The sequence below is a fragment of the Gluconobacter japonicus genome (assembly GCF_002723975.1).
Taxonomy (GTDB): domain Bacteria; phylum Pseudomonadota; class Alphaproteobacteria; order Acetobacterales; family Acetobacteraceae; genus Gluconobacter; species Gluconobacter japonicus.
This window is the reverse complement of sequence record NZ_BEWO01000009.1, coordinates 1-22,371: the sequence shown is the minus strand read 5'-3', so window position 1 is coordinate 22,371 and position 22,371 is coordinate 1. Positions and strand designations below refer to the sequence as shown.

Sequence of the window (22,371 nt, the reverse complement as noted above, 5' to 3'; positions counted from 1 at the left end):
GATCCCGCGAAAGCGGCTTTATGGGTATCATCAAGAGGCGGCAGAAAGAGAAAGTGGCTGCATTTTCCTGAGGAAGCGTGTTGTCTGGCCGTAGTCCCTGCGGCATGAGGGGGCACACTCAGAAACTCCTCTTCGCTGTCAGCAGGTTTTCCAGATGTCAGAACACACTCCTATCGGGCTCGAAAACGAGACCCGAGCCGTCAAGGCGCTCACCCATTCCGGCAATTTCCATGCTGATGAAACGCTGGGCTACGCCATCCTGCATTATGCGCTGGCACCAGAAGGCGATCTGCGTGGACGTGTTCTCGGAGAGCCGGGCACGGACCGTCTGACATTTGTACGTACCCGCTCGCCAGACCGTATCACAGAAGCGGATATCGTCTTTGACGTGGGTGGCGTTTTTGACCCGACCAAGGGCCGCTACGATCACCACATGAAGGACAAGCCGCTGCGTGAAGACGGAGCGCCGTATAGCGCTGCTGGTCTGCTGTGGAAGGACTACGGGCTCGCTGCTGTCCGCAATATCGTCAAAACGCCGGTGGATGAGGCAACTCTGACCGCCATCTGGCAGTCTCTGGACAAGTCCCTGATCATCCCGGTGGATCAGGACGACAATGGCGTTGCCAAGATGGGCAAGCTGTCTCTGGCCGATATCGTGTCAGCCTGTAGCCCGCCTTGGGATACAGCCGAACTTTATGGTGCGGAAGAAGCCAAAAAGCAGGAATCTCTCGGCTTTGCGAACGCTGCCACGGCTGTTGCGGCGCATCTGGTCAACATGGTGGATCGTGTTCGCGCCAGCCTGAAAGCCGCCAATCGCGTCGTGCAGGCTTACGAAGCTGCGGAAGACAAGCGCATTCTGCTCATGGAAACGGGAATGCCGACTGAAAAGGTCATTTTCGAGCGTGATCTTCCGGTCGTGTACGTTGTGTCACCCGCTGGCCCGGAACAGTGGAATGTGAAGGCCATTCCGCCTGTACGCGGGGATTTCGGTCAGCGCGTTTCCCTGCCGGAAGCCTGGGGCGGTCTGGAAAAGAAGGCACTGGCCGAGATTTCCGGCGTGCCTGACGCAGTTTTCGCTCACCCCGCCCGTTTCATCTGCGGCGCAGGGAGCCGTGAAGGGGCCTTGAAGATGGCGCGTCTGGCGCTGGAGATTGATGCATCTCTTAAGGCTGGCAATTGATTGAAAGGGTTGATCCGGGATTTGACCGGATCAACCATCCTGTTCAGGCGGCGATTTCGGCCAGAAGTGCGTCCACGTCTTCTGGGCGTGTGTAATAGCTCGTCACCAGACGGATCAGCGTGCCGGGAACACCTTCCGGTGTTGGCCAGCGGTAAAAACCGTATCCTGCCTCTTCCAGATCCTTCAAAAGAAGGTCCGGAAGAATGACGAAAACCTCGTTGCTCTGCCGTTCATAGGGCATCTGTGCCGCGGCATGACGGCGAAGCCCGTCCACAAGCCGTTGTGCCATAGCGTTGGCATGGACGGCATTTTTCAGCCAGACATCGTTCTGCAAAAGCGCTAGAAGCTGGGCGCTCAGGAAGCGATGCTTGGACCACAGATTTCCGCTGCGCTTGATGCGTCGCAGGAAATTCTTCATCAGCGGTCGTGTACGATCATTGAGGAAGAACACCACGGCTTCGGCGGCCATGGCACCTGCTTTTGTGCCCCCGAAGCTGAGAACGTCTACGCCCGCTTTCCAGGTCCCTTCCGCTGGGGTGCAACCCAGATGGGCGAGGGCATTGCCCAGACGAGCGCCATCCAGATGTACGGAAAGGTCATGCTCATGCGCGATGCGGGACAGTTCGGCCAGAGTGTCCGGGCTGTAAACTGTGCCCCATTCATTGGCCTGCGTCAGGGAGAGTGCCTGAATGACGGGGCTGAGAATCCCGCTTTCCGCATTGCTTTTGAGAACGGGAGGGACCGTCACGGGGTCCACCTTTCCGTCCGCAGACGGAATGCAGATCAGTTTGGCCCCGTGCATATAGAATTCGGGAGCCCCGCCTTCGTCCATGTTGATATGTGCGCTCTCATCACACAGGACGGCGCCATACGGCGAAACAAGTGCTGACAGGGCCACACTATTGGCGGCTGTCCCTGTGGCGATCGGGAAAACAGCGACCTCGGTTTCGAAAACTTCCCCGAACCGTTCGTTCAGGGAACGGGTCAGATCGTCTTCTCCATAGGACCCGACACTGCCTTCATTGGCCGCGATCAGGGCGGCCATGACTTCAGGGCAGATCGGTGTGACATTGTCACTGGCGAAGTTCTTGCGTATTTCCTCGGACACGAAACCATCCTTTTTCCTGCGCACAACGCGGGCTGGCGTAAAGCGTAACTGAAACCGCAGCCTGTTGTCATCCGGAGAGCCCATGAGCACGTTTCCCCCTGAACTGGCCGGCAAACTCATTGATGGCAAAGGCATTGCCCGGTCTCTGACAGACCGTGTCGGCCGAGAAGTGTCCAGCTTTATCGAGCAGGGCAATACCCTGCCGGGTCTCGCCGTCGTGCTGGTCGGAAACGATCCGGCTTCGGAAGTCTATGTGAAGAACAAGGCCATCCAGACGCATCGCGCCGGAATGCGATCCTTCATGCATATGCTTCCGCAGAGCACATCGCAGGGGGAGTTGCTGGATCTGATTGCGCAACTGAATGCCAACCCGCAGATCCATGGCATCCTCGTGCAGCTTCCGTTGCCGCCGCAGATCGATCCGGTCGTGGTGACGAATGCCATTGCCCCTCACAAGGATGTGGACGGTCTTGGGGAAGTCAACGCGGGTCGTCTGTCGCTGGGCATTGAGGGTATCGTTCCCTGCACGCCACTTGGCTGCCTGATGCTGCTTCAGTCCGTGCACAAGGACATGACGGGCAAGAATGCAGTCGTCATCGGCGCATCTAGCCTGGTGGGTAAGCCCATGGTGCAGCTTCTTCTGAAAGAGAACTGTACGGTCTCGATCGCCCATATCCATACGCGCAATACGCGCGAACTGGCCCGTGAGGCAGATATTCTCGTCGTTGCGACAGGTAAGCATGGTCTTGTCCGCGGGGACTGGATCAAGCCGGGTGCAACCGTGATCGACGTCGGCATCACCCGTATTCCGACACCTGAAGGCAAGACCCGCCTTGTTGGGGATGTGGCGTTTGAAGAAGCGCTTCCTATTGCTGGCCATATTACGCCGGTTCCGGGCGGTGTCGGTCCGATGACCATTGCCTGTTTGCTGCACAACACGCTTCAGGCGGCCCGCGCTACGCAGGGTCTGGGGAAGGACGATCTTTTCTGATGCGCGTTTCTGTTGAACTTGTTCCACGCTCGGAAGAGGCGTTGTTTGAAGACGTGTCGGTGGTCCGCAGGGTGCTGCCGTCCGTTGATCTGCTGAATATTCCGGACCTCATCCGGTTTGATCTGCGCAGTGATGAGGCTGCGGCGCGCGTCAATCGGGCGTCTGGCCTGACTGTCATCCCGCATATCCGCGCTATCGACATTGCGCCCAATGCGCCGCTGCCGGGTGCTGACCGGCCGGAACTGAACGCTGTTCTCGTTGTCGCGGGTGACCCGCTCCCTGCTGGCAGTGATCGGGTGGCTTATCCGAACACGTCTGCACAGATTATCGAGCGGTATCGCCGCGAAGCGCCGCATCTGGATGTCTATGCGGTCTTCGATCCCTATCGACGTGCCCCCTGGCAGGAGCTGGAAGACGTTGCGCGCAAGAAAGACGCCGGCGCCTGCGGGTTCTTTACGCAGCCCCTGTTTGATCTGCATATGCTTCAGTTGTCCATGGACTGGCTGCGCGATGACACGGTGTTCTGGGGGATTTCACCGGTTCTGGGCGAACGGTCCCGGCGATATTGGGAACGCGTTAACCATGTGGTGTTCCCGAAAGACTATGATGACACGCTGGACGGAAACATTCGTCTCGCTCGCCAGATGCTGACGCTGGTGCGCGAAAAGAACGACAATACCTATCTGATGCCACTGAAAGTTGATCTTGCGTCCTATCTGGGTGGACTGAGTGATATTATAACGGGGTAAGAACTAACGAGAGCGGAGATCATAGCCCGGATGCACGCACGTCTTTTCCTCTTACCGCTTCTGGGAGGCGTGCTGGTTCCAGCCGCACTTTCCGCTAAAACCCTCTCCGATCCAGCGCCAGTCTTTGCCCCGTTAACCCTGCCAGACGCTCCGAATGTCTATCGGTCGGGCTCCGGTCTGCCGGGCCCGCAATACTGGCAGAACCGCACGGACTATACGATTCGATCCCGGATCGATACGCAAACCCATGTTCTGCATGGTTCGGAAACCATCACCTATACAAACAACAGCCCTGAAGCTCTGGACGTTTTGTGGGTTCAGCTTGAGCAGAATCTGTATCGGCAGGACTCTCGTGCGTCGTTCTGGGGTAAGTTTCCGTCTGGCGGTCATTCGTCGGGGATGGAAATCGAGCATGTGTCGATTGTGCAGGGTGGACGCGAAGTCGACGTGACACCGCTGGTATCCGATACCCGAATGCAGCTTCGTTTGCCCCGGATGCTGGACTCCCACGGCGTCGCGTTCGTCAAGATCGACTGGCATTACACCATCCCGGGCGAATGGGGTGGCCGCACGGCTGTCACGCCGTCCCGCGAAGGTGAAATCTATGAAATCGCCCAGTGGTATCCGCGGCTGAGCGTTTATGATGACCGTGCGGGATGGAACACGCTGCCGTATCTGGGGCAGGAGTTTTATCTGGAATATGGGAACTTCGATTACTCGGTTACGGTGCCATGGAACTTTACGCTGGTCGGATCAGGCGCTCTTCTGAATCCTGAGCAAACGCTGACTGCTACAGAACGCTCCCGTCTGGCACAGGCTGCACAAAGTGACAGTCGCGTCATGATCCGCACGATTGATGATGTGACAGATCCCAAGAGTCATCTGAAGCAGTCCGGCGAAGTGACCTGGCATTACGTCATGCGCAATAGCCGCGACGTGGCCTTCACGGCCTCTCCAGCGTTTCTGTGGGATGCAGCCCGTATTAACCTTCCGCCGGTCGTGCCTTGGACGAATTATCATGCGGTTCCGCGTCTGGCGATGTCCGTCTATCCGCGTGAAGGTATTGGTCCGCATGGCTGGGATCGTTCGACGGAGTATGTGAAACACGCCATCGAGTACTTCTCATCCCAGTGGTATGAATATCCTTGGCCGAACGCCATTAATCTTGGTGGTCACGGTGCAGGTATGGAATATCCAGGCATCGTGTTCGATGGCATGAGCGACCGTGACCCGCAGCTCTTCTGGATCACGACGCATGAGTTGGGTCATGACTGGTTTCCGATGATTGTCGGGTCTGACGAGCGCCGGAATCCGTTCATGGATGAGGGCTTCAATACTTTCATTGACGCCTACGCCTCAGACCATTTTCATAATGGCGAATTCGCGCCCAAACGTGACCCCGAGTTTGCACCGAAAACCGGCAATCCCGCACAGGATATCGTTCCTGTTTTGATAGACCCGGCTGCGCCTAACCTGATGACGGGTGCTGACGAAATTTCCGAGAAATACCGCCACAGCGTGACGTATTTCAAAGGCGCATATGGTCTGAAACTGCTGCGCGAGCAGATTTTGGGGCCAGTGCGCTTCGATGCTGCCTTTCGTCGATATATTGCTGTCTGGGCTTACCATCATCCGTCACCGTCCGATTTCTTCCGCCTGATGAGCAGCGAAGCAGGCGAGGATCTCTCCTGGTTCTGGCGTGGATGGTATTTCACCAATGCGGCCCCGGATTATGCTGTGGGGGCGGTTGAACAGCATGGAAATGATCCCGTATCCGTTCAGGTCTTCAACTACGGAACCTTGCCTCTTCCGGTTGTTCTGCGTGTTGAATATCAGGATGGTACAGTGGTGGACCGTCGTATCCCGACGGAAGCATGGCGCCAGACCAGCGATCTCAAGGTGACGTTTGAACCGCACGGTGCGGTGAAGGCCGTAACACTGGACCCGGATCACGTTATTCCGGACATCGACCGGGCTGATAACCGGAAGTAAAGTTTGACAGGCGCTGATGTGGAAAGCGTATCAGGGTCACAATACAGAAAACCCCCTTCGTCAAATGGCGAAGGGGGTTTTCTTTACAAAAGGAGTTGGACCGCTCAGCCAACCATTTGAATGGCCATATGCCCTTCGGTAGGGGCGGAGGCTCCGTAAGGAGTGGCCGCTACTGGCGTTGGTGCCGAGAGACCTTCAATCATGTCCTCGTTAATGTCGATCAGTGCCTTGAGAGACGTGTCCGAATTCAGAGCTACGTTGGCGTAGCGCATGGACCAGGTGCCAACAGTTGTCAGGTCCTTGCGCAGGATCTCGTCCAGAGGGCAATCAACGCGCTGCACGCCTTGCAACAGAATTCCCCAAAGCTTGAGGTTTGCAGAGAGGGCAGACTGCCGGTCAGAGTGAGTCTTGGCTTTGGAAAGCAGATCGTTGACGTGTCTGAACGCCATGGCTTCCACTTCACGGGGAGGCAGATAAGTGCCGGACTGGTTCTGGTACTGTGACATGCCATAGGTCACGAAAAGAGGCTCCTTTTCAAAAGGACGGTTTCAGATGTTTCCCGGTGAGAGAACTGAATGCATCCGGAAAACGTCTGAAGCAGTCCGAAGAGGGGCATCGGAAGAACCGATGCCCCACCATCATCAGCCGCGGAAGAGCGACATGATGTTGGAAGACTGCGAGTTCGCAATCGACAGGGACTGGATGGCCAGCTGCTGCTTCGTCTGTAGGGAGGTCAGCTTGGCGCTTTCTGCTGCAAGGTCAGCGTCCGTCAGAGCACCAACGCCGGTTGTCAGAGCGTCGGACAGGGTGCTGTTGGACGTCTGAAGCTGCGTAACGGTGTTAGAGGCCACACCGATGCTGGAAGAAATACGGCTCATCTTGTTGATGGCGCCTGTTACCGCCAGCTGAACGACATCCGTGCCGGAGGTCGTTGCAACAGTGGAGGTTCCCGTGGCGTTTGTCAGGCTGACAGACGGCGTGGTTGCCGTTGCGTCTGCTGCGTCGAGGTTGCCACCAGCAATCGTCAGGGTGCCATCATTGGCCATCTGGGCACCATAACCAGCGTTACCAAGAGCTGTTACCAGCGTGGAGAGCTGATCGTTCTTCGTGGTGGTGGAAGACGCGCCGGAGACGTCAACATCGACAACCTGCGTCAGCGTCTTGGCATTGCCGTTGGCATCCAGATCACCAACCTTGGCGATGTTGTAGGTCATGTTGCCGCTGGCATCAGCCTTGGCTGTAATGCTGTCGCCATTGGTCAGAGAATAAGTTGTCGTGCCGTCAGAAGCCGTCTTGGACGTGGCGCCAGTAATGGTCAGTGCTCCGTTGGAGCCGACGGTTACCGAGGTCGTGTTATCTGTGAGGCCTGCTGCGATGGCGGTTCCAATGGATGTTGCGGCGCCATTCGTGGCATCACCCGGCTTGGAATCAAGCACGAAAGATGTCGTGATGGCAGGGTTGGAAGCGGTTGCATTTGCGCTGTCGGCGGAAGACTGGTTCTTCAGAGTCAGCGTCGTAGCGGTCGCACCTGTGCCAGCCAGCGCCGTGATGCCGCTCGTGGAAATCGTGACGCCCTTCATGTCCGTGCTCAGGCCCTGAAGGCCCAGACCCGTCGACGTGGCGTCAGCACCGTTCAGCGTGAACAGGTTGCCGTTGATGTCCTGCGCTGCGGAAATCTGCGTGTACTTGACGCTGTTGCTGGTAGAACCGGACAGCAGGTTCACGCCTTGGAAGGTTGAGTTGGACGTGGCAACGTCGATCTGGGACAGATAGCTGCTCAGCTGGGAGTTCAGCGTATCCTGGTTCTCGCCGTTGTTGGCAGCATTCGTGACCGTTTCGGACATGCTGCTCAGGACGCCAGAGATAGAGGATGCCTGTTTCGTGGCGGTGCTGAGCACCTGACCAGCGAACTGAAGACCCGTAGAGACGCCGGACAGGGCCGAAATCTGGGAGTTCATTGTCTGGGAAATGGCGTAGATGGCCGGGCTGTCAGAAGCGGAGCTGACGCTCTTGCCTGTGGAGACAGCATTCTGCGTCTTGCTCAGCTGGTCCGTCGTCTGGTTCAGGACCTGAAGAGCCGACATGGCGGCTGTATTTGTATTGATGGACATGGACATCGAGATATTCTCCGTCGGTGCAGTTTTGCCCCTTCACGATAGTCTTTGAATGGTTAAGGGAACCTGAATCTGCATCGTTAAAAAACGACGACGAGGTCTGACGGGAAAATGGCAAACAACCGGTAAATTTCATGCAGTTCTTGCATTTTATGAATAAGAACGAAATAAGAACATGGCATGAAGAAATCTCTGTCCGAACGTCTCGCGATTCTGTCCGATGCCGCGAAGTATGATGCGTCCTGTGCATCCAGTGGTTCCACGCGCCGGGACTCTGCCAAAACGGGTGGTCTTGGGTCCACAACCGGTAACGGAATCTGCCATGCTTATACGCCAGACGGCCGCTGCATTTCGCTTCTCAAAATCCTGCTGACCAACTTCTGCGTGTATGATTGCGCCTATTGCATCAACCGGTCTTCTTCAAACGTAGAACGTGCCCGCTTCACTCCAGACGAAGTAATCTGGCTGACGCTGGAGTTCTATCGGCGCAATTGTATCGAGGGTCTGTTCCTGTCCTCGGGAATCATTCAGTCCTCGGATCACACCATGGAACAGCTTGTTCAGGTCGCGCGTGATCTGCGATTGAAGCATGGATTTCGGGGATATATTCATCTCAAGACCATTCCGGATGCGTCTCCCAAGCTTTTGGAAGAAGCAGGTCTTTACGCGGATCGCCTTTCCATCAATGTCGAGATGCCGACAGAAACGGGCCTCAAGGATTATGCGCCTGAAAAGGACGCAGGTGGCATCCGGCGTGCCATGGGAGATATGCGGCTTAAGATCGATGCGGCAAAGGAAAAAACGCATACCGGCCGCCGTGCAGCACGGTTTTCACCGGGCGGTCAGAGCACCCAGATGATTATCGGAGCCGATGCTGCGACGGATCGGGACGTTCTGGCCAGCAGTTCCGGTCTGTATGGCTCTTACGGATTGCGCCGGGTGTATTACTCGGCATTCAGTCCTATCCCGGATGCATCCGCTATTCTGCCGGTTCGCAGTCCTCCGCTTCAGCGCGAGCATCGGCTTTATCAGGCCGACTGGTTATTTCGGTTCTATGGTTTCGAGTTTGGGGAACTGACGGCATCCCGGCCCGGTGGAATGCTGGATCTGGAAATCGACCCAAAGCTTGCCTGGGCTCTGGATAACCGTGCACAGTTTCCGGTGGATCTGAACCGGGCGTCCAAGGAAATGCTGCTCCGGGTGCCCGGTCTGGGGGTGAAAACCGTTCAGGCTCTTCTAATGGCGCGGAAGCACAGGGCGATCCGTCTGGAAGATCTGGGACGCCTGAATGTGTCCATTAAAAAGGTGCGTCCGTTTGTGAAAGCGATCGGATGGAGCCCCGCGCGCCTGACCGATCGACAGGATTTGCGAACTCTGTTCCTGCCCGCGCCGCAGCAGATGAGCCTTCTCTGATGTCTGTTGTTGTTACTCTGGCAGACACCAGCGCGTTCGAGCCTTGGCGCCAGACGGCGCGGGCTGCCCTCCAGCGTGAAGTTCCTCCTGAGCAGATTGTCTGGTGTTTGCAGGGAAAGAACGCAGATCTTTTCTCCTGTGCGGAGACGACGTCTTTTACCGGCGAGATCAAGCGGGACGTCAGGTTGAAAGCCTCCAATCTGCCTGTTCTGAAAGATGTTCTGTGCCATTCCAGCCCGGAGCGGTTCGCACTGGCGTATCGTCTGCTCTGGCGTTTGCAGGAGGATCCGGATCTTCTGTCCGTTCCCACTGACCCGGACGTGGGTCAGGCCCGGCGCATGGTGCAACAGGTTCGCCGGGCCGCGCATAAAATGACAGCATTTGTCCGTTTCCGTGAGCAGGATCCAACCGAAAACGGTCGACGACGATTCCTGTCATGGTTCGAGCCGGATCATCATGTTCTGGAGAAGGTCTCGTCCTTTTTTGCCAAGCGTTTCGCAGACATGGACTGGCTTATCCTGACGCCGAGAGGTTCCATAAGTTGGAATGGCACCACGCTGAACTGCTCGTTCAAGCCGTGTGAAAAGCAGGCTCTTGAGGATGATGTCGAACAGTTGTGGCAGACCTATTATGCCTCGACTTTCAATCCGGCCCGTGTTCGCACAAAAGCCATGCGAAATGAGATGCCACGCCGGTACTGGAAGAATCTGCCGGAAGCCGCCCTGATTCCTCAGCTCGTGGCGGAAGCTGAAAAGCGTGTTGCGGAAATGGCTGCGAGAGAAGCGTTGCCTGCGCCAAAATTTCATCAGGCCATTCAGGCCAGACAAAGCGCTATCACCATTCAGGCCCATGTTCCCGGGAGTATGACGGAGCTTGCACAGGATATTCGGGCCTGCCGGGCCTGTTCTTTGCAGTGTCACGCTACACAGGCAGTGGTGGGAGAAGGGCCGGAAACGGCGAAGGTGATGATTGTAGGGGAGCAGCCTGGAGATCAGGAAGATCTGGCAGGCCGTCCGTTCGTGGGACCAGCCGGGCAGCTTCTGATGGGATGTCTGGAAGAAGCCGGCGTCGCCCGCGAGGCGCTTTACCTGACGAATGCCGTCAAGCATTTCCGATTTACGGTCAACGGTCGACGACGCATCCACCAGGCACCTGGGGTCGAGCATATTTCTGCCTGTCAGCCGTGGCTCAAGCGAGAAATTGCCCTGGTGAAGCCGAAACTGATTGTCTCATTGGGGGCAACGGCTCTGCGAGCGGTGAGTGGTCCCTCGGATCGGTTGAAAGACGTCCGTGGCACCTTGCAAGAGCATGCAGGCGAGGGGTGGGCGCATCTCACTCTGGCCCACCCTTCGTGGATTCTCCGTCTCGGACCGACAGACCAGGCGGAGCGGGAGCGTCAGGCCCTGATTGCCGGGCTGAGTAAGATCAAGGGTGTTCTCTGAAAAAGACACATGGTCAGAGGATTGCGCTGACCCTTTCTTGAAGAGCGAAAAATTTCTTTTTGTGAGGCTGCGACGAAAAAGAAAAAGCGTTCCCTCCAGAAAGGAAACGCATCAGTTTTTTCCGGCTTGAAGGCTGAGAGACGATATGTCATGGATGACCGAACCGATCGGTCAATGGGCCCGTTACAGGGTACTCTTCCAGCCGGTCACTTCGGACAGACCCGTTAAAGCGAGAGAGACGATAATGGCGCAAGGCGACCAGGCGCAGGCCGACCAGCAGTCCGGAGCGTCCGGAAAACCGCAGAAAAAGCGCAATCCACTTGTCAGGATTATTCTGATTCTGGTGGTTGTTCTGGTTCTGGTCGGAATTGGTCTCTACCTTTTCCTGACCCGCAATAATATTGAGACGGACGACGCCTATACGGCAGGCCGCAAGGTTGCCATTGCCCCGCATGTGAACGGGTATGTCACCCAGCTTCTGGTGAACGACAACCAGTATGTTCATCGTGGCGACCTGCTTCTGACCATCGATGACCGCGACTACGCGGCATCCCTGCATAAGGCTCAGGCAGCTATCCAGCAGGCCGAAGCCAACATGCAGGCCTATCAGTTGATGGTTGAGGTCGCGCACAAGAATTATCCCGGCCAACTTGTGACGGCACAGGGTAATCTTTCAGCAGCGCAGGCTCAGTTGACGAAAGCCGAAGCGGATTACAAGCGCCAGCGCAGCGTTGCCCGCGCGGCAACGTCCCAGCAGGATATCGACTATGCGCGTGCGGCTCTTGAAGAAGCCCGGGCCCGCGTGGTTCAGGCTCAGGGCCAGTTGACGCAGGCTGAGCCGGTCAAGGCTAATGTGGCGAATGCTGATGCTCACGTGTCACAGGAGCAGGCCAATCTTAAGTCTGCCCAGGCGTCTCTGGAGCAGGCTGAGCTCAACATGGAATGGACGCAGGTTCGCGCGCCGAACGATGGCTGGGTATCCCAGCGTAGCGTCGAGCGTGGCAACTTCGTCCAGACCGGGCAGCAGATGTTCTCTATTGTTGAGCCGGAAGTCTGGGTTGTCGCTAACTACAAGGAAACGCAGCTGACGCATATGCGTCCGGGCCAGAAGGTGGATATCGAAGTCGATGCCTATCCGCAGCTCAAGCTTCAGGGCCATGTGGATTCCATTCAGCTTGGCTCGGGTGAATCCTTCAGCACGTTCCCGCCGGAAAATGCGACGGGTAACTTTGTGAAGACGGTTCAGCGTATTCCGGTGAAGATCCTGATCGACAGTGGTCTTGATCCTCATCTGCCGCTGGCTCTTGGTATGTCTGTTGTTCCCACGGTCTACGTAAAATGAGCGATACTGCCGGGCATCAAGACTGGAAACCCAGTCATAATCCGTGGCTTGTGGCCATTACGGTCACGCTGGCGGCCTTCATGGAGGTGCTGGACACCACCATCGTCAACGTGGCGCTGCCACACATCGCGGGATCGCTCGGCAGTTCCTATGACGATGCCACTTGGGCGCTGACGTCCTATCTGGTGGCAAACGGTATCGTTCTGACGATTTCCGGCTGGCTCTCCCGGCTGTTCGGGCGGAAACGATACTTCCTCATCTGTATCACCATGTTCACGGTGTCGTCCTTCCTGTGTGGATTGGCGACATCGCTGCCCATGCTCGTCGTTTTCCGTCTGATGCAGGGATTTTTTGGTGGCGGGCTACAGCCGAGCCAGCAGTCCATCATTCTGGATACCTTCCCGCCCGAAAAACGCGGCGCAGCGTTTGGCATGACGGCTATTGCGACCATCGTTGGTCCGGTTCTCGGTCCGATGTTGGGTGGCTATCTGACGGACAATTTCTCCTGGCGCTGGATTTTCTTCGTCAACGTTCCGTTCGGTATCCTGACGGTCATGGCGGTTACGGCTTTCGTGGAAGATCCGCCATGGGAGAAACAGAAGCGCGAGAAAATCGACGTGATTGGTATCAGTCTCATTACGCTGGGGCTGGGCTGTCTCGAAGTCATGGTCGATCGTGGCGAGGATGATGATTGGTTCGGATCGAACTTCATCATCACCATGGCTGTTCTGGGCGTGATCGGCGTTCTCGGTGCGATTGTCTGGCTGTGCTATGCCAAGGATCCGCTGGTGAAGTTGACGGTTCTGAAAGATCGTAACTTCGCGACAGGCATGTTCCTGATCTCGATGGTCGGTGCGACGCTTTATTCCTCCGCGATCATTGTTCCGCAGTTTGCGCAGCAGGTTCTGGGCTATACGGCGACAACGTCAGGGCTTCTGCTTGCACCGGGCGGTGTAGCGATCATCATTCTCATCCCCTTTGTGGGACGACTGATGAAGTTCATCCAGTTGCGTTATTTGATCGCATTTGGATTTTTCTTCATGGGCATGGCCATGTTCCAGGCGGCCAACCTGTATGCCGGGATTGATTTCAGACATCTGGTTTTCTACCGCATCACCCAGACGGCCTCACTCGCGTTCCTGTTCGTGCCGATCTCCACGATCGCCTATTCTACTCTGCCGCGAGAACTGAACTCGGACGCATCGGCGCTCTTCAGTATGGCGCGAAACTATGTGGGATCCATGGCCATTTCTCTGGCTACGGCGGCGATTATCGAGACCCGGCAGCGGCACCAGACCTATGTGACCGACAACATGACGCCGGGACGGCAGGAGTTTACGAACTACATCAATCAGGCGCAGGCCGTGGGGGAAGCGCATGGCCTCACACCTGCCGCCGCGCATACGTTTGCAATTCATCGCCTGTTTGCAGAGTTCACATCGCAAATCTCGATGCTGGCTTACAACGAAGTATTCCGCTGGATCGGTATCATCGCGATGTTCGTGGTTCCGCTTTGCTTCCTGCTGTCACCCAACAGCACGAAGAAAACGGAACCGGCTGGGGGTCACTGATGACGGGGACCGTACATTTTCATGAACGAATCTGCCGTCCTGCTCGCCAAAAGGCTGATCGCTTCCGGGCTGTCATCGACCTGCAGCATGAGGCGACGACGATGAACGATGCGGGCCTGACACAGGATCATGAGCTGTTCGGCGGCGAATTCAGGATCTTCGATGTGAAGTTCTCCCGCATCGCTGCGACGGCGGAGCCAGTCCGCCAGATTGTGCAGGGTGCGCCCGAAACCATAGCGCCAGAACGCATCGGCCAGATTGGGGAACTTTCCTGCCTCGCCAACAATGATGCGGTACAGGTCCATGGAAGTGGGGTTGAGCATCATCTTGATGGCGCTTTCCGTGAGACGCCGCAGGACAATGTGAACATTCTGTCCGTCTTCACGCGAGATGGCCTCGATGGCGGCAAGTTTAGTCTTGCTACGTTCTTCGAAAAACGCAGAAAACAGGGACGCCTTACCGTCAAAATGATTGTAAAGCGTGCCTTTCGAAACGCCAGCCTCTCTGGCAATCTGGGACATGGACGCGCCTTCGTATCCACTCGCCAGAAAAACCTTTTCCGCCCCCTGCAGGATCTGCTCGCGCTTGGCGCGCAACTGGCACACAGACGCGCTGGTTTCGTCAGGCGTGCTCTGGGTGCGGGGGACAGGGGTACTGGTCATGAGGGGACAGGGTCCTTTTGTGGTTCTTCTACCGTCTTCATTATGCTGACCGAACTGGTCGGTCACCGCAAGATCATTTCCGTATCAGGAGTTTCTTTGTGAGCGCAGCCTTTCTGTCCCGCGCGCTGCTGTCAGGCTGCGCCCTCGTCGCTTTGTCCGGTTGCCTGCGGGTTGGGCCGGAATATCATGAACCACACCCTTGGTCCCCCGCGCATTATGCCGACCATACGGCTGGTGCGCCTGAGAGCGTGACAAGTGAAGCCAAGGCCGCCAGCAAGTGGTGGACGGTCTTCAACGATCCGGAACTGGCTTCTCTGGAAGATCGTCTGGTTCAGCAGAACCTGTCCTTCCGCCTTGCGACGGCCAATCTGGCTCAGAGCCGTGCACAGCTTCTGATGGCGGGTGCTGAGCGCTTTCCCGGGCTGAGTGCTTCTGGTTCCTATACCCGCAGCCAGTTCAGCACAAAGCAGATGCAGGAAATCATCAGCCGGGTAGGGGGCAGTATTGCCAAATCCGATAATGGGCTTCTTGGTGATCGGGGCAGCAGCATTTTGAGCGGTGCCGCCAGTGGTGCCACAATTCCGCTGCTCAATCAGTGGAAAACCTCTATTGATGCCAGCTACGAAATCGATCTCTGGGGCCGTGTCGCGCATCAGTATGATGCTGCGAAAGCAGATCTTCAGGCAACGGACGAGGAACGCCGGTCAGTCCTGATTGCCCAGCAGGCCGATATGGCGCGCGGTTACATGGCCCTGCGGGGAGACCAGAAGCGCCTTCAAGTGCTTCAGGATAACCTCGCGACGCTGAAGCAGATCGTGGATATTTCCCAGAGCCGCTATCACAGCGGTCTGGTGACGGAAGTGGATGTGGATTCTGCACAGGCCCGTCAGCACGATACGGAAGCACAGGCAGCGCAGCTTCAGCAGAGTATCGCGCAGGAAGAGAATGCCCTGGCCCTTCTGCTCGGTGCGCCTCCGGCTAGCCTGAATGCAGAACTCGAGAAAAATGCCGGTATTCCGGTTGTGCCGCCGGTTGTGCCTGTAGGGCTTCCGTCTGAACTGGCTCATCGCCGTCCCGATATCCGGGAAGCCGAAGCCAAACTGCGCGCGTCCGTAGCAGAAGTGGGTGAGGCGACAGCGGACTTCTATCCGAAGATTACCATCAATGCGGATTTCGGTTTCCAGACCCTGTCCTTCCGGGATCTCGGGTTCTGGAATGCCCGCGCTTGGAATGTGGGGCCATCCATTTCCCTGCCGATTTTCCAGGGTGGACGTCTGCGCGGCCAGTTGGAACTGAAGAAATATGCGCAGAAGGCTGCGGCAATTTCCTATCAGCAGACGGTCATTCAGGCCTGGCATGACGTTGATAATGCCCTGATTGCCTATCGTGACGAGCAGCTTCGTCATCAGGGTCTGGAGCGTGCGGTGAATGATAACCGCAAGGCGCTTCAGTTGGCCCAGAGCCAGTATCGCAGTGGCCTGACCAACTACCTGAATGTGTTGAATGCGCAGGGTCAGCTTCAGTCCGCCCAGATGAGCCTTGCCGAGAGCGATGCAACGGTCGCGACCAATCTGGCCCGTCTTTACAACGCTCTTGGCGGCGGATGGGAAGACGTCGTTCCGGCATCGCAGGACGTCACCAGAACGAAGCTTGCTTCCGCAACACCGGGTCCCTGAGACCCGGCGTCAGAGTTTGGAGGGCTGTCTCCCGGGGCTGTTTCAGCTTTGGGCGATGGATTTGCCCTTTGAGCCAAGGATTTCGAAAGCCTCGCCCATACGCTCCGTAACGGATTTTTCACCTGCGCGGAGCCATTTGCGAGGATCGTAAAGGGACTTCATAGGCTTGTCTGTCGCGGGGTCGATCTGGTGCTGGAAGGCAACCGGATGCGCGCTGACATAAGAGCCGACGCCGTGAGCGAAAGCGAACTGGATATCTGTATCCAGATTCATCTTGAAGGTGCCGTAAGCCACGGCATCCCGGATTTCTTCCAGACTGGACCCGGACCCGCCATGGAAGACCAGCGGCAGAGGCTTCGGCCCGCTTCCTGTGGCTTTCTGTACGGCATCCTGTGAATTCTTCAGAATTTCCGGACGGAGTTTGACGTTACCTGGCTTGTAAACGCCATGAACGTTGCCGAAAGACGCGGCGATGGAGACCATGCCAATAGGCGAGAGCAATTCCCAGGCTCTCAGCACGTCTTCCGGCTGGGTATAGAGATGCGCATTGTCCGCACCTTCCTCCAGATCATGTCCGACGCCATCTTCCTCGCCGCCCGTGACGCCCAGTTCGATTTCCAGGCCCATGCCAAGGGGTGCAAGGCGCGTCAGAAGTTTTTGGGAGAGAGCCAGATTGTCATCAAGCGTCTCGGCGGACAGATCGAGCATATGGGATGAAAACAGCGGGCGACCCTGAGCCTTGAACTCGGCTTCGCTGAGGGTAATCAGGTCTTCAAGCCAGGGAATAAGCTTGCGATCAGCGTGATCGGTATGAAGAATGACGGCGACACCATATTCTTTCGCCAGAAGATGAACGTGATGCGCCATTGAGGCTGCCCCAAGAACACGGGCGCGATGGGCATCCGGCAAGCCTTCGCCGGCGAAGAAGCGGGCCCCGCCATTCGAGACCTGAATGACGACATCGGACCTGTTGGCTGCGGCGGCTTCCAGAACGGCATTGACGCTGTTGGTTCCAACGACGTTAATGGCTGGGAGGGCATATCCGCCGTCCCTGCATGCCTGAAGAAGAGTTTTATAATCGGCGCCTGTTACGACGCCGGGAGAAACGCTTGTCATGAGAGACTCCGGTCGAATGGCAGGAACCCTGATTAGGCTGGCCCTGCGTTTCATGTATTGTAAGGCAGAAAAATCTTTCCGTCATGAGCGCTCAAGATAAGGGAACAGTTCCAGCCCAGATTTGTTGCTTGTAGTGTTTGCCCCGCTGAGATTATGGAAAAGTATGGTGCCAAATCTTTCAGACCCCGATCTTCCCGCTCGCATTCTCGTCGTTGAAGACGATGCAGGTATGCGTACCCTCATTCTGCGTGCATTGCAGGGCGGCGGTTTCCGCGCCCGTGGTGTCGCCAGTGGTGATGAGATGTGGGCCGCCCTTGAGGTGGCTCCGGTCGATCTCATTATTCTGGACATCATGCTCCCTGGTACGAACGGCATAGAGTTGTGCCGTGCGCTGCGCAGTGGCCAAGGGGCAAGTCATCCTGATGAGACGCCGCCGTCACAGGTTCCCATCATCATGGTGTCGGCCCGTGGTGAAGAGCGTGACCGTGTCATGGGGCTTGAGACCGGTGCAGACGATTATGTGCCCAAGCCTTTTGGTCAGCGTGAACTTCTGGCTCGTGTCCGTGCGGTTCTGCGACGAGGCACTCCCGGCACGACAGCACCGGAGAAGGTTCGGCGTGAAAAATTACAGTTTGCGGGCTGGACGCTCGATCTCCGTCGCCGTGAACTGACTGATCCAAGCGGTGCGACGGTCGATATCTCCGGAGCTGAACACGATCTTTTGACCAGCTTCCTCGACAATCCCCAGCGCGTCATTGCCCGTGATCGTCTGCTGGAACTGTCCCGTACCCGTCTGGGTGATGTCTCGGATCGCAGTATCGACGTTCTCGTCAGCCGTCTGCGCCGTAAGCTGGGTTCTGATGCGGACCAGCTTATCCGTACGGTAAGGGGGCTGGGCTATATCTTCGTGGCTGAGGTCGAACGGGTCTGAATATTCAGAATCGGATCCTGCTGTGGCCGCTGGGGCTGGTCGGGCGTGTCTGCGTCGTCCTGACCGTAGCGGTCACACTGGTGTTCCTCGCCAATGCCGTTTTTTATGGCGAGGCTGAAACCTACATTGTTGATGACGTGCGGATTGCACAGCTTGGAGAAGGGCTGAGCACCAATTTGCGTGTGTTGGCGGCTGCACCTGTTACGCAGCGCTCCTTTCTGGCGGTTATGCTTTCGGGCAGTGAACTGAGCGTTGCTTGGCAGCCCGTGACATCCATGCCGCTGCTGCCGGGACACCGGCCGCAGGTCCTGCTGGACCTGACGAAGCGGCTGATCAAGGATGATCCTATCCTCGCTCAGGCCCAGCTTGATCTCTATACGCTGGGAAGCGGATCCCCTGACGTGCTGGGAACCGAGCGTCTTCCGGATGGAAGTTACATCCATTTCCGGGTTCCGGGGCTGCTGGGACGACATCATTTCACCCGTGGTCTGGCCTCCGCCGCGATTGCAGCCTGTGCCGTGGCAATCGCGGCGACCATGCTCATTCGTGGCCTGAGCATGCCCTTGCGGGCTCTGGCATCCGTTGCGGACAAGATTGGTTCCAATGAAACCTGGGTGCCACTTGCGGAGCGTGGTCCCCGGGAAGTCCGGGATGTTGCGCGCGCCCTCAACGCCATGCAGCGCCGTATTCAGAGCCTCATCAATGACCGGACGCAGGCTCTGGCGGCCGTTTCTCACGATTTGCGAACACCTCTGACACGGCTTCGGCTTCGATGCGGTTTTCTGAACGATGGGGAGGCGCAGGCCGCCATCGAATCGGATCTGGATGAGATGGAGGGAATGGTGAATGGCATTCTCGCGTATCTCGCAGGCGCGGATGATCCGGAAAAACCAAAGACCATCAATATTGTCGCTACGCTGACGACGCTCATCGATGACCACGCCGATCATGGCAAGGATGCCCGCTACGAAGGCCCGGATCGGGCGCTGGTCCGCGTCCGCCCCCTGGCGATCAAGCGTGTTCTGTCCAACCTGATTGAGAACGCCCTGAATTACGGGGGAAATGTTCTGGCCACGCTGACGGTGCGGGACGATGACTCCATAGAAATTGCCATTCAGGACAATGGTCCGGGTATTCCTGAAAGTGAATATGAGCGTGTTCTGACACCGTTCTACCGTCTGGAAGGGTCCCGCTCCCGTCAGACGGGCGGGATCGGGCTGGGACTGGCCATTGTGACCCGCGAGATTGCCCGGGAAGGGGGCTATTTACGTCTGGGGCGGGGCGATGCCGAAAAGGGGTACGGCGGGCTCTGTGCGACAATTGTTCTGCCGCCTGCCCGCAAGCCGACGATTGGTGAACGGCCACAGGTTTGAAGGCCGGGAAGTGGGACTGGATTGGTCCAGACCCTTGCGCCGAGGGCTGAAGTGGCACATGTCAGGGACGGACTGGACACTGAGGACATGACGACGATGTTCATTGAAACCGAAGATACCCCGAATCCTGCGACGCTGAAGTTTCTTCCGGGACGCCCTGTAACCGGAGACTCGCGCACGGTTGATTTTGGAGAGGCCTCAGCTGCTGAAGGGCGTTCCGAGCTGGCTGAAACGCTTTTTGCTCTGCCGGACGTCAAGCGCGTCTTTCTGGGCAGCGATTTCGTTTCCATCACCAAGGCGCCGGACGTCAGTTGGGGAGACATGAAGCCGGTTGTGCTCAGCACGCTCACGACGTTCTTTGAGAGCGGCAAAGCTGTACTCGCTGGCGGTGATGAAGCCCTGAAGTACGATGTTGCGCCGGAAGATGCTGACGTTGTGGTTCGCATCCGTGATTTGCTGGATACGCGTGTTCGTCCGGCTGTGGCTGGAGATGGTGGCGACATTGCTTTCCGGGGCTACAAGGACGGAATTGTTTACCTGACGATGCAGGGCGCCTGTTCCGGCTGTCCGTCTTCCCGCGCGACGCTGAAGCATGGTGTTGAGAACATGCTCCGTCATTATGTGCCGGAAGTGCAGTCTGTCGAGCAGGTCGAGGACTGATTTATGGACGACCAGACGTCTCTCCCCGTGACGGAGGCCCCGTGTTCCGGCCCTATGCCGGGCGCCGAGGTTCTGTTTACACAGGCCCGCACACCACGGGCTTTTTCCCCGCGGGCTGTTGGGGAAGACGTGTTGCGGCATTTGTACGATCTGGTGAAGCTGGGTCCGACATCTGGAAATTGCTCACCGGGGCGGTTCGTGTTTCTGACGACGCAGGATGCCAAGGAGCGTTTGCGCCCTGCCTTGTCGCCCGGGAACGTTGAACGCGCCATGGCCGCTCCTGTTTTGGCTGTCGTGTGCCATGATCCGCTGTTCTTTGAAGCGCTCCCCCGGCTTGGAAGCGATGAAGGGCTGCGGGACTGGTTTGCGGCGGATGTTGGTCTGTCTGAAGAAACAGCGTTCCGGAATGGGACGCTGGAGGGCGGCTATCTCATTCTGGCGGCCCGGATGCTGGGGCTTGCGGCGATGCCAATGTCGGGATTTGATTCCTTCATGGTGGAAGATGCTTTGCTGACTGCTTCAGGGTGGCGGGCGAATTTCCTGATTGGCCTTGGTTACCCGGCAGAAAACGAGCCTCATCCGGATCATGCTGAACCCCGTGCTCCGCGTCTGGACTTTGGCGAGGCGTGTCTGTGCCTGTGAGGACTGTGGTTTTCAATGGCGCAGGTGCAGGGACGGGAACGACCAATCTTATTGCTCTTGTTGAAGACGGACGTGTCGTTGCAGAAAAGCTTCTGACCGGACGAGGCGCGTCCGAGCATTTCGCGCCTGCCCTGAGATCCCTTCTTGAAGAAGAGCAGTGGGTCGAGGCTCCGGATGCGGTCGTTGCTGTGATAGGGCCAGGATCTTTTACGGGTTTGCGGGCGTCTCTGTCTTTGGCCGCAGGACTGGCCGCTGGGTGGAACTGTCCGACGATTGGCGTCACATTGGGAGCTGCGATCCGGGCTACGCTTGGACGGCCGGATGTTGCCTGTGTCAGTCTCGCGCGGCGAGGGCGGTTCTTTGTTGACCCGCCGAGGGGAGATGTTTTCGCAATCTCTGCGGACGATCTGGATGAGACAGTGTTTTCTGCGATAGCGGGGGACGGTGTTCAGGAACGATTGTCCTGGGGGTGTCCCACGATTAACTGTGTTGCTCCGGATGCGCTTGGAATCGTCCGTGCAGCGCAGGGGCAGGCTGCCGGGCCTCTCAGCCCTCTTTATGTTGATCCTCCGGAAGCAAAGCCGCCTGCGGCTGGACTGCGCCCGCTTCCCCAATGATAGCCGCAAAACCGGACCAGGTCTTTCAGGATCTGGGTGTGGAGGGGGCGCCTTTGCTGGCGGCCTTGCATGAAGAAGCCTTTCAGGGCGGGGAAGTCTGGAATGAGGCGGAGTTTGCCTCGTTGCTCTCCATCCCTGGAACTGAAGCGCTGGTTGTGACTCTGGAAGGGCAGCCTGCGGGCTTTATTCTGACCAGAACGCTTCTGGATGAAACGGAAATCCTGACACTTGCTGTCTCTCCCCGCTTTCAGCGACGGGGATTGGGACGTCGGCTGATTGAGAAAATCTTTCCAAAAGGTCAAATATTTCTGGAAGTATCCGTAAGTAACACGGCTGCGATGGCGCTTTATGAGGCCTGTGGATTTGTCCGGGCTGGCGTAAGGCGTGGTTATTATCAGGATGGAAGTGATGCCATCGTCATGACCTCTAAGATTTGACAATCAGAAGACAATAAAAACCGCTATCTTCCTGAACGTGAGTTTCGTCTATTATCTGGTGTCCAAGTGCTCGAACGGCGGTGGAAACATTCCGCTTTGGTTCTTCACCTTTGATTAAAACCCGGAGTTTTTGGCCGGAAGTCATGGAGTCCAGACGGGTGCGAACATACACAGTCGTCATTGGGCAACGCTTGTCTCTGATGTCGAGTGGAAATATTTCATATTCTGTCATGTCTCGTCTGCACCTTGTTTTTGCTTGATAGTAGTCAAAATTCACTGATAGAGAACTGCCCGTTTCCGGATGAAGGACTTTATATTATGTCGCAAGAGACAGCAGACCTTGATCTGCGCCACC

The 22,371-nt window shown here is 57.1% G+C and carries 21 protein-coding genes; 15 read left to right on the top strand and 6 right to left on the bottom strand.

The features are described 5' to 3' along the window. Positions 1–154 precede the first annotated feature (154 nt). On the top strand, positions 155–1,180 hold the full coding sequence (locus tag GJA01_RS07825) for an MYG1 family protein (RefSeq protein ID WP_099282327.1): 1,026 nt from the start codon (positions 155–157) through the stop codon (positions 1,178–1,180). Positions 1,181–1,223: 43 nt separating this feature from the next. On the opposite strand, the gene GJA01_RS07820 is transcribed toward GJA01_RS07825, so the two are convergent. Then, positions 1,224–2,372, bottom strand: a complete 1,149-nt coding sequence (locus tag GJA01_RS07820; RefSeq protein ID WP_062502633.1) for a threonine aldolase family protein — start codon at positions 2,370–2,372, stop codon at positions 1,224–1,226. Between GJA01_RS07820 and folD the strand changes: the two genes are divergently transcribed. From folD to GJA01_RS07805, 3 genes are read left to right on the top strand one after another with little or no spacing between them, the layout of a single operon-like run. Continuing rightward, a complete protein-coding gene (folD, locus tag GJA01_RS07815; RefSeq protein WP_062502632.1) occupies positions 2,371–3,279 on the top strand; it encodes a bifunctional methylenetetrahydrofolate dehydrogenase/methenyltetrahydrofolate cyclohydrolase FolD in 909 nt (302 codons plus the stop codon). The two genes, GJA01_RS07820 and folD, sit on opposite strands and share 2 nt — an antisense overlap. Further along, positions 3,279–4,028 (top strand): methylenetetrahydrofolate reductase, encoded by a 750-nt coding sequence (locus GJA01_RS07810; protein ID WP_062502631.1) that lies wholly within the window; start codon positions 3,279–3,281, stop codon positions 4,026–4,028. The genes folD and GJA01_RS07810 overlap by 1 nt, the downstream gene beginning before the upstream one ends. A gap of 30 nt (positions 4,029–4,058) precedes the next feature. Then, a complete protein-coding gene (locus GJA01_RS07805; protein WP_062502630.1) occupies positions 4,059–6,020 on the top strand; it encodes a M1 family metallopeptidase in 1,962 nt (653 codons plus the stop codon). 104 nt (positions 6,021–6,124) lie between these two features. On the opposite strand, the gene GJA01_RS07800 is transcribed toward GJA01_RS07805, so the two are convergent. Beyond that, positions 6,125–6,538: a flagellar biosynthesis regulator FlaF gene (locus tag GJA01_RS07800; protein ID WP_061931845.1), complete on the bottom strand. Its 414-nt coding sequence runs from the start codon at positions 6,536–6,538 to the stop codon at positions 6,125–6,127. Between the two features lie 123 nt (positions 6,539–6,661). Further along, positions 6,662–8,131 carry a flagellin gene (locus GJA01_RS07795; RefSeq protein WP_253783123.1) on the bottom strand — a complete coding sequence of 490 codons (1,470 nt, stop codon included), beginning with the start codon at positions 8,129–8,131 and terminating at the stop codon, positions 6,662–6,664. 183 nt (positions 8,132–8,314) lie between these two features. Between GJA01_RS07795 and GJA01_RS07790 the strand changes: the two genes are divergently transcribed. The 4 genes from GJA01_RS07790 (at position 8,315) to GJA01_RS07770 (ending at position 13,902) form a co-directional block, all read left to right on the top strand. Beyond that, positions 8,315–9,547 (top strand): putative DNA modification/repair radical SAM protein, encoded by a 1,233-nt coding sequence (locus tag GJA01_RS07790; protein WP_010503531.1) that lies wholly within the window; start codon positions 8,315–8,317, stop codon positions 9,545–9,547. Beyond that, positions 9,547–10,989, top strand: a complete 1,443-nt coding sequence (locus GJA01_RS07785) for a UdgX family uracil-DNA binding protein (protein ID WP_062502628.1) — start codon at positions 9,547–9,549, stop codon at positions 10,987–10,989. The genes GJA01_RS07790 and GJA01_RS07785 overlap by 1 nt, the downstream gene beginning before the upstream one ends. Before the next feature lie 244 nt (positions 10,990–11,233). Beyond that, complete coding sequence (locus GJA01_RS07775) at positions 11,234–12,331, top strand: HlyD family secretion protein (RefSeq protein ID WP_061931855.1); 1,098 nt, start codon at positions 11,234–11,236, stop codon at positions 12,329–12,331. Then, positions 12,328–13,902 carry a DHA2 family efflux MFS transporter permease subunit gene (locus tag GJA01_RS07770; RefSeq protein ID WP_023943943.1) on the top strand — a complete coding sequence of 525 codons (1,575 nt, stop codon included), beginning with the start codon at positions 12,328–12,330 and terminating at the stop codon, positions 13,900–13,902. The genes GJA01_RS07775 and GJA01_RS07770 overlap by 4 nt, the downstream gene beginning before the upstream one ends. On the opposite strand, the gene GJA01_RS07765 is transcribed toward GJA01_RS07770, so the two are convergent. Then, the gene (locus GJA01_RS07765; protein WP_062502627.1) at positions 13,896–14,564 is read right to left on the bottom strand and encodes a TetR/AcrR family transcriptional regulator; all 669 of its coding nucleotides are present in this window, start codon (positions 14,562–14,564) and stop codon (positions 13,896–13,898) included. The two genes, GJA01_RS07770 and GJA01_RS07765, sit on opposite strands and share 7 nt — an antisense overlap. A gap of 98 nt (positions 14,565–14,662) precedes the next feature. Here GJA01_RS07765 and GJA01_RS07760 point away from each other — a divergent pair, with 98 nt between their 5' ends. After that, positions 14,663–16,240: an efflux transporter outer membrane subunit gene (locus tag GJA01_RS07760; RefSeq protein WP_062502626.1), complete on the top strand. Its 1,578-nt coding sequence runs from the start codon at positions 14,663–14,665 to the stop codon at positions 16,238–16,240. A gap of 42 nt (positions 16,241–16,282) precedes the next feature. Here the strand turns inward: GJA01_RS07760 and fbaA are convergent, their stop codons facing one another. Next, positions 16,283–17,356, bottom strand: coding sequence for a class II fructose-bisphosphate aldolase (gene fbaA / locus GJA01_RS07755; protein WP_062502625.1), 1,074 nt, complete (start codon positions 17,354–17,356; stop codon positions 16,283–16,285). A gap of 163 nt (positions 17,357–17,519) precedes the next feature. On the opposite strand from fbaA, the gene GJA01_RS07750 reads away from it, so the two are divergent. The 6 genes from GJA01_RS07750 (at position 17,520) to rimI (ending at position 22,016) form a co-directional block, all read left to right on the top strand. Then, on the top strand, positions 17,520–18,287 hold the full coding sequence (locus GJA01_RS07750; protein ID WP_023943939.1) for a response regulator: 768 nt from the start codon (positions 17,520–17,522) through the stop codon (positions 18,285–18,287). A gap of 20 nt (positions 18,288–18,307) precedes the next feature. Further along, positions 18,308–19,660, top strand: a complete 1,353-nt coding sequence (locus GJA01_RS07745; RefSeq protein ID WP_062502624.1) for an ATP-binding protein — start codon at positions 18,308–18,310, stop codon at positions 19,658–19,660. A 96-nt stretch (positions 19,661–19,756) separates the two neighbouring features. Further along, entirely contained in the window at positions 19,757–20,320 is a 564-nt protein-coding gene (locus GJA01_RS07740; protein WP_026017565.1) for a NifU family protein, read from the top strand. A 3-nt stretch (positions 20,321–20,323) separates the two neighbouring features. Then, positions 20,324–20,962 carry a malonic semialdehyde reductase gene (locus GJA01_RS07735; protein ID WP_062502623.1) on the top strand — a complete coding sequence of 213 codons (639 nt, stop codon included), beginning with the start codon at positions 20,324–20,326 and terminating at the stop codon, positions 20,960–20,962. Positions 20,963–20,967: 5 nt separating this feature from the next. Next, on the top strand, positions 20,968–21,579 hold the full coding sequence (gene tsaB, locus GJA01_RS07730) for a tRNA (adenosine(37)-N6)-threonylcarbamoyltransferase complex dimerization subunit type 1 TsaB (protein ID WP_062502622.1): 612 nt from the start codon (positions 20,968–20,970) through the stop codon (positions 21,577–21,579). After that, positions 21,576–22,016, top strand: a complete 441-nt coding sequence (gene rimI / locus GJA01_RS07725) for a ribosomal protein S18-alanine N-acetyltransferase (RefSeq protein WP_062502621.1) — start codon at positions 21,576–21,578, stop codon at positions 22,014–22,016. Before tsaB ends, rimI begins: the two co-directional genes overlap by 4 nt. Here rimI and GJA01_RS07720 read toward each other — a convergent pair. Continuing rightward, positions 22,006–22,248, bottom strand: a complete 243-nt coding sequence (locus GJA01_RS07720) for a sulfurtransferase TusA family protein (protein ID WP_010503550.1) — start codon at positions 22,246–22,248, stop codon at positions 22,006–22,008. The genes rimI and GJA01_RS07720 overlap by 11 nt on opposite strands. Between the last annotated feature and the right edge of the window lie 123 nt (positions 22,249–22,371).

Excerpts from the sequence above, each read along its gene's own strand:
- GJA01_RS07740 (WP_026017565.1), top strand. The coding sequence starts at position 19,757 with ATGTTCATTGAAACCGAAGATACCCCGAATCCTGCGACGCTGAAGTTT.
- rimI (WP_062502621.1), top strand. The coding sequence starts at position 21,576 with ATGATAGCCGCAAAACCGGACCAGGTCTTTCAGGATCTGGGTGTGGAG.
- GJA01_RS07820 (WP_062502633.1), bottom strand. The coding sequence starts at position 2,372 with ATGGGCTCTCCGGATGACAACAGGCTGCGGTTTCAGTTACGCTTTACG.
- GJA01_RS07795 (WP_253783123.1), bottom strand. The coding sequence starts at position 8,131 with ATGTCCATCAATACAAATACAGCCGCCATGTCGGCTCTTCAGGTCCTG.
- GJA01_RS07775 (WP_061931855.1), top strand. The coding sequence starts at position 11,234 with ATGGCGCAAGGCGACCAGGCGCAGGCCGACCAGCAGTCCGGAGCGTCC.
- GJA01_RS07720 (WP_010503550.1), bottom strand. The coding sequence starts at position 22,248 with ATGACAGAATATGAAATATTTCCACTCGACATCAGAGACAAGCGTTGC.
- GJA01_RS07765 (WP_062502627.1), bottom strand. The coding sequence starts at position 14,564 with ATGACCAGTACCCCTGTCCCCCGCACCCAGAGCACGCCTGACGAAACC.
- GJA01_RS07785 (WP_062502628.1), top strand. The coding sequence starts at position 9,547 with ATGTCTGTTGTTGTTACTCTGGCAGACACCAGCGCGTTCGAGCCTTGG.
- GJA01_RS07735 (WP_062502623.1), top strand. The coding sequence starts at position 20,324 with ATGGACGACCAGACGTCTCTCCCCGTGACGGAGGCCCCGTGTTCCGGC.
- GJA01_RS07805 (WP_062502630.1), top strand. The coding sequence starts at position 4,059 with ATGCACGCACGTCTTTTCCTCTTACCGCTTCTGGGAGGCGTGCTGGTT.
- GJA01_RS07790 (WP_010503531.1), top strand. The coding sequence starts at position 8,315 with ATGAAGAAATCTCTGTCCGAACGTCTCGCGATTCTGTCCGATGCCGCG.
- folD (WP_062502632.1), top strand. The coding sequence starts at position 2,371 with ATGAGCACGTTTCCCCCTGAACTGGCCGGCAAACTCATTGATGGCAAA.
- fbaA (WP_062502625.1), bottom strand. The coding sequence starts at position 17,356 with ATGACAAGCGTTTCTCCCGGCGTCGTAACAGGCGCCGATTATAAAACT.
- GJA01_RS07750 (WP_023943939.1), top strand. The coding sequence starts at position 17,520 with ATGGTGCCAAATCTTTCAGACCCCGATCTTCCCGCTCGCATTCTCGTC.
- GJA01_RS07810 (WP_062502631.1), top strand. The coding sequence starts at position 3,279 with ATGCGCGTTTCTGTTGAACTTGTTCCACGCTCGGAAGAGGCGTTGTTT.
- GJA01_RS07825 (WP_099282327.1), top strand. The coding sequence starts at position 155 with ATGTCAGAACACACTCCTATCGGGCTCGAAAACGAGACCCGAGCCGTC.
- GJA01_RS07770 (WP_023943943.1), top strand. The coding sequence starts at position 12,328 with ATGAGCGATACTGCCGGGCATCAAGACTGGAAACCCAGTCATAATCCG.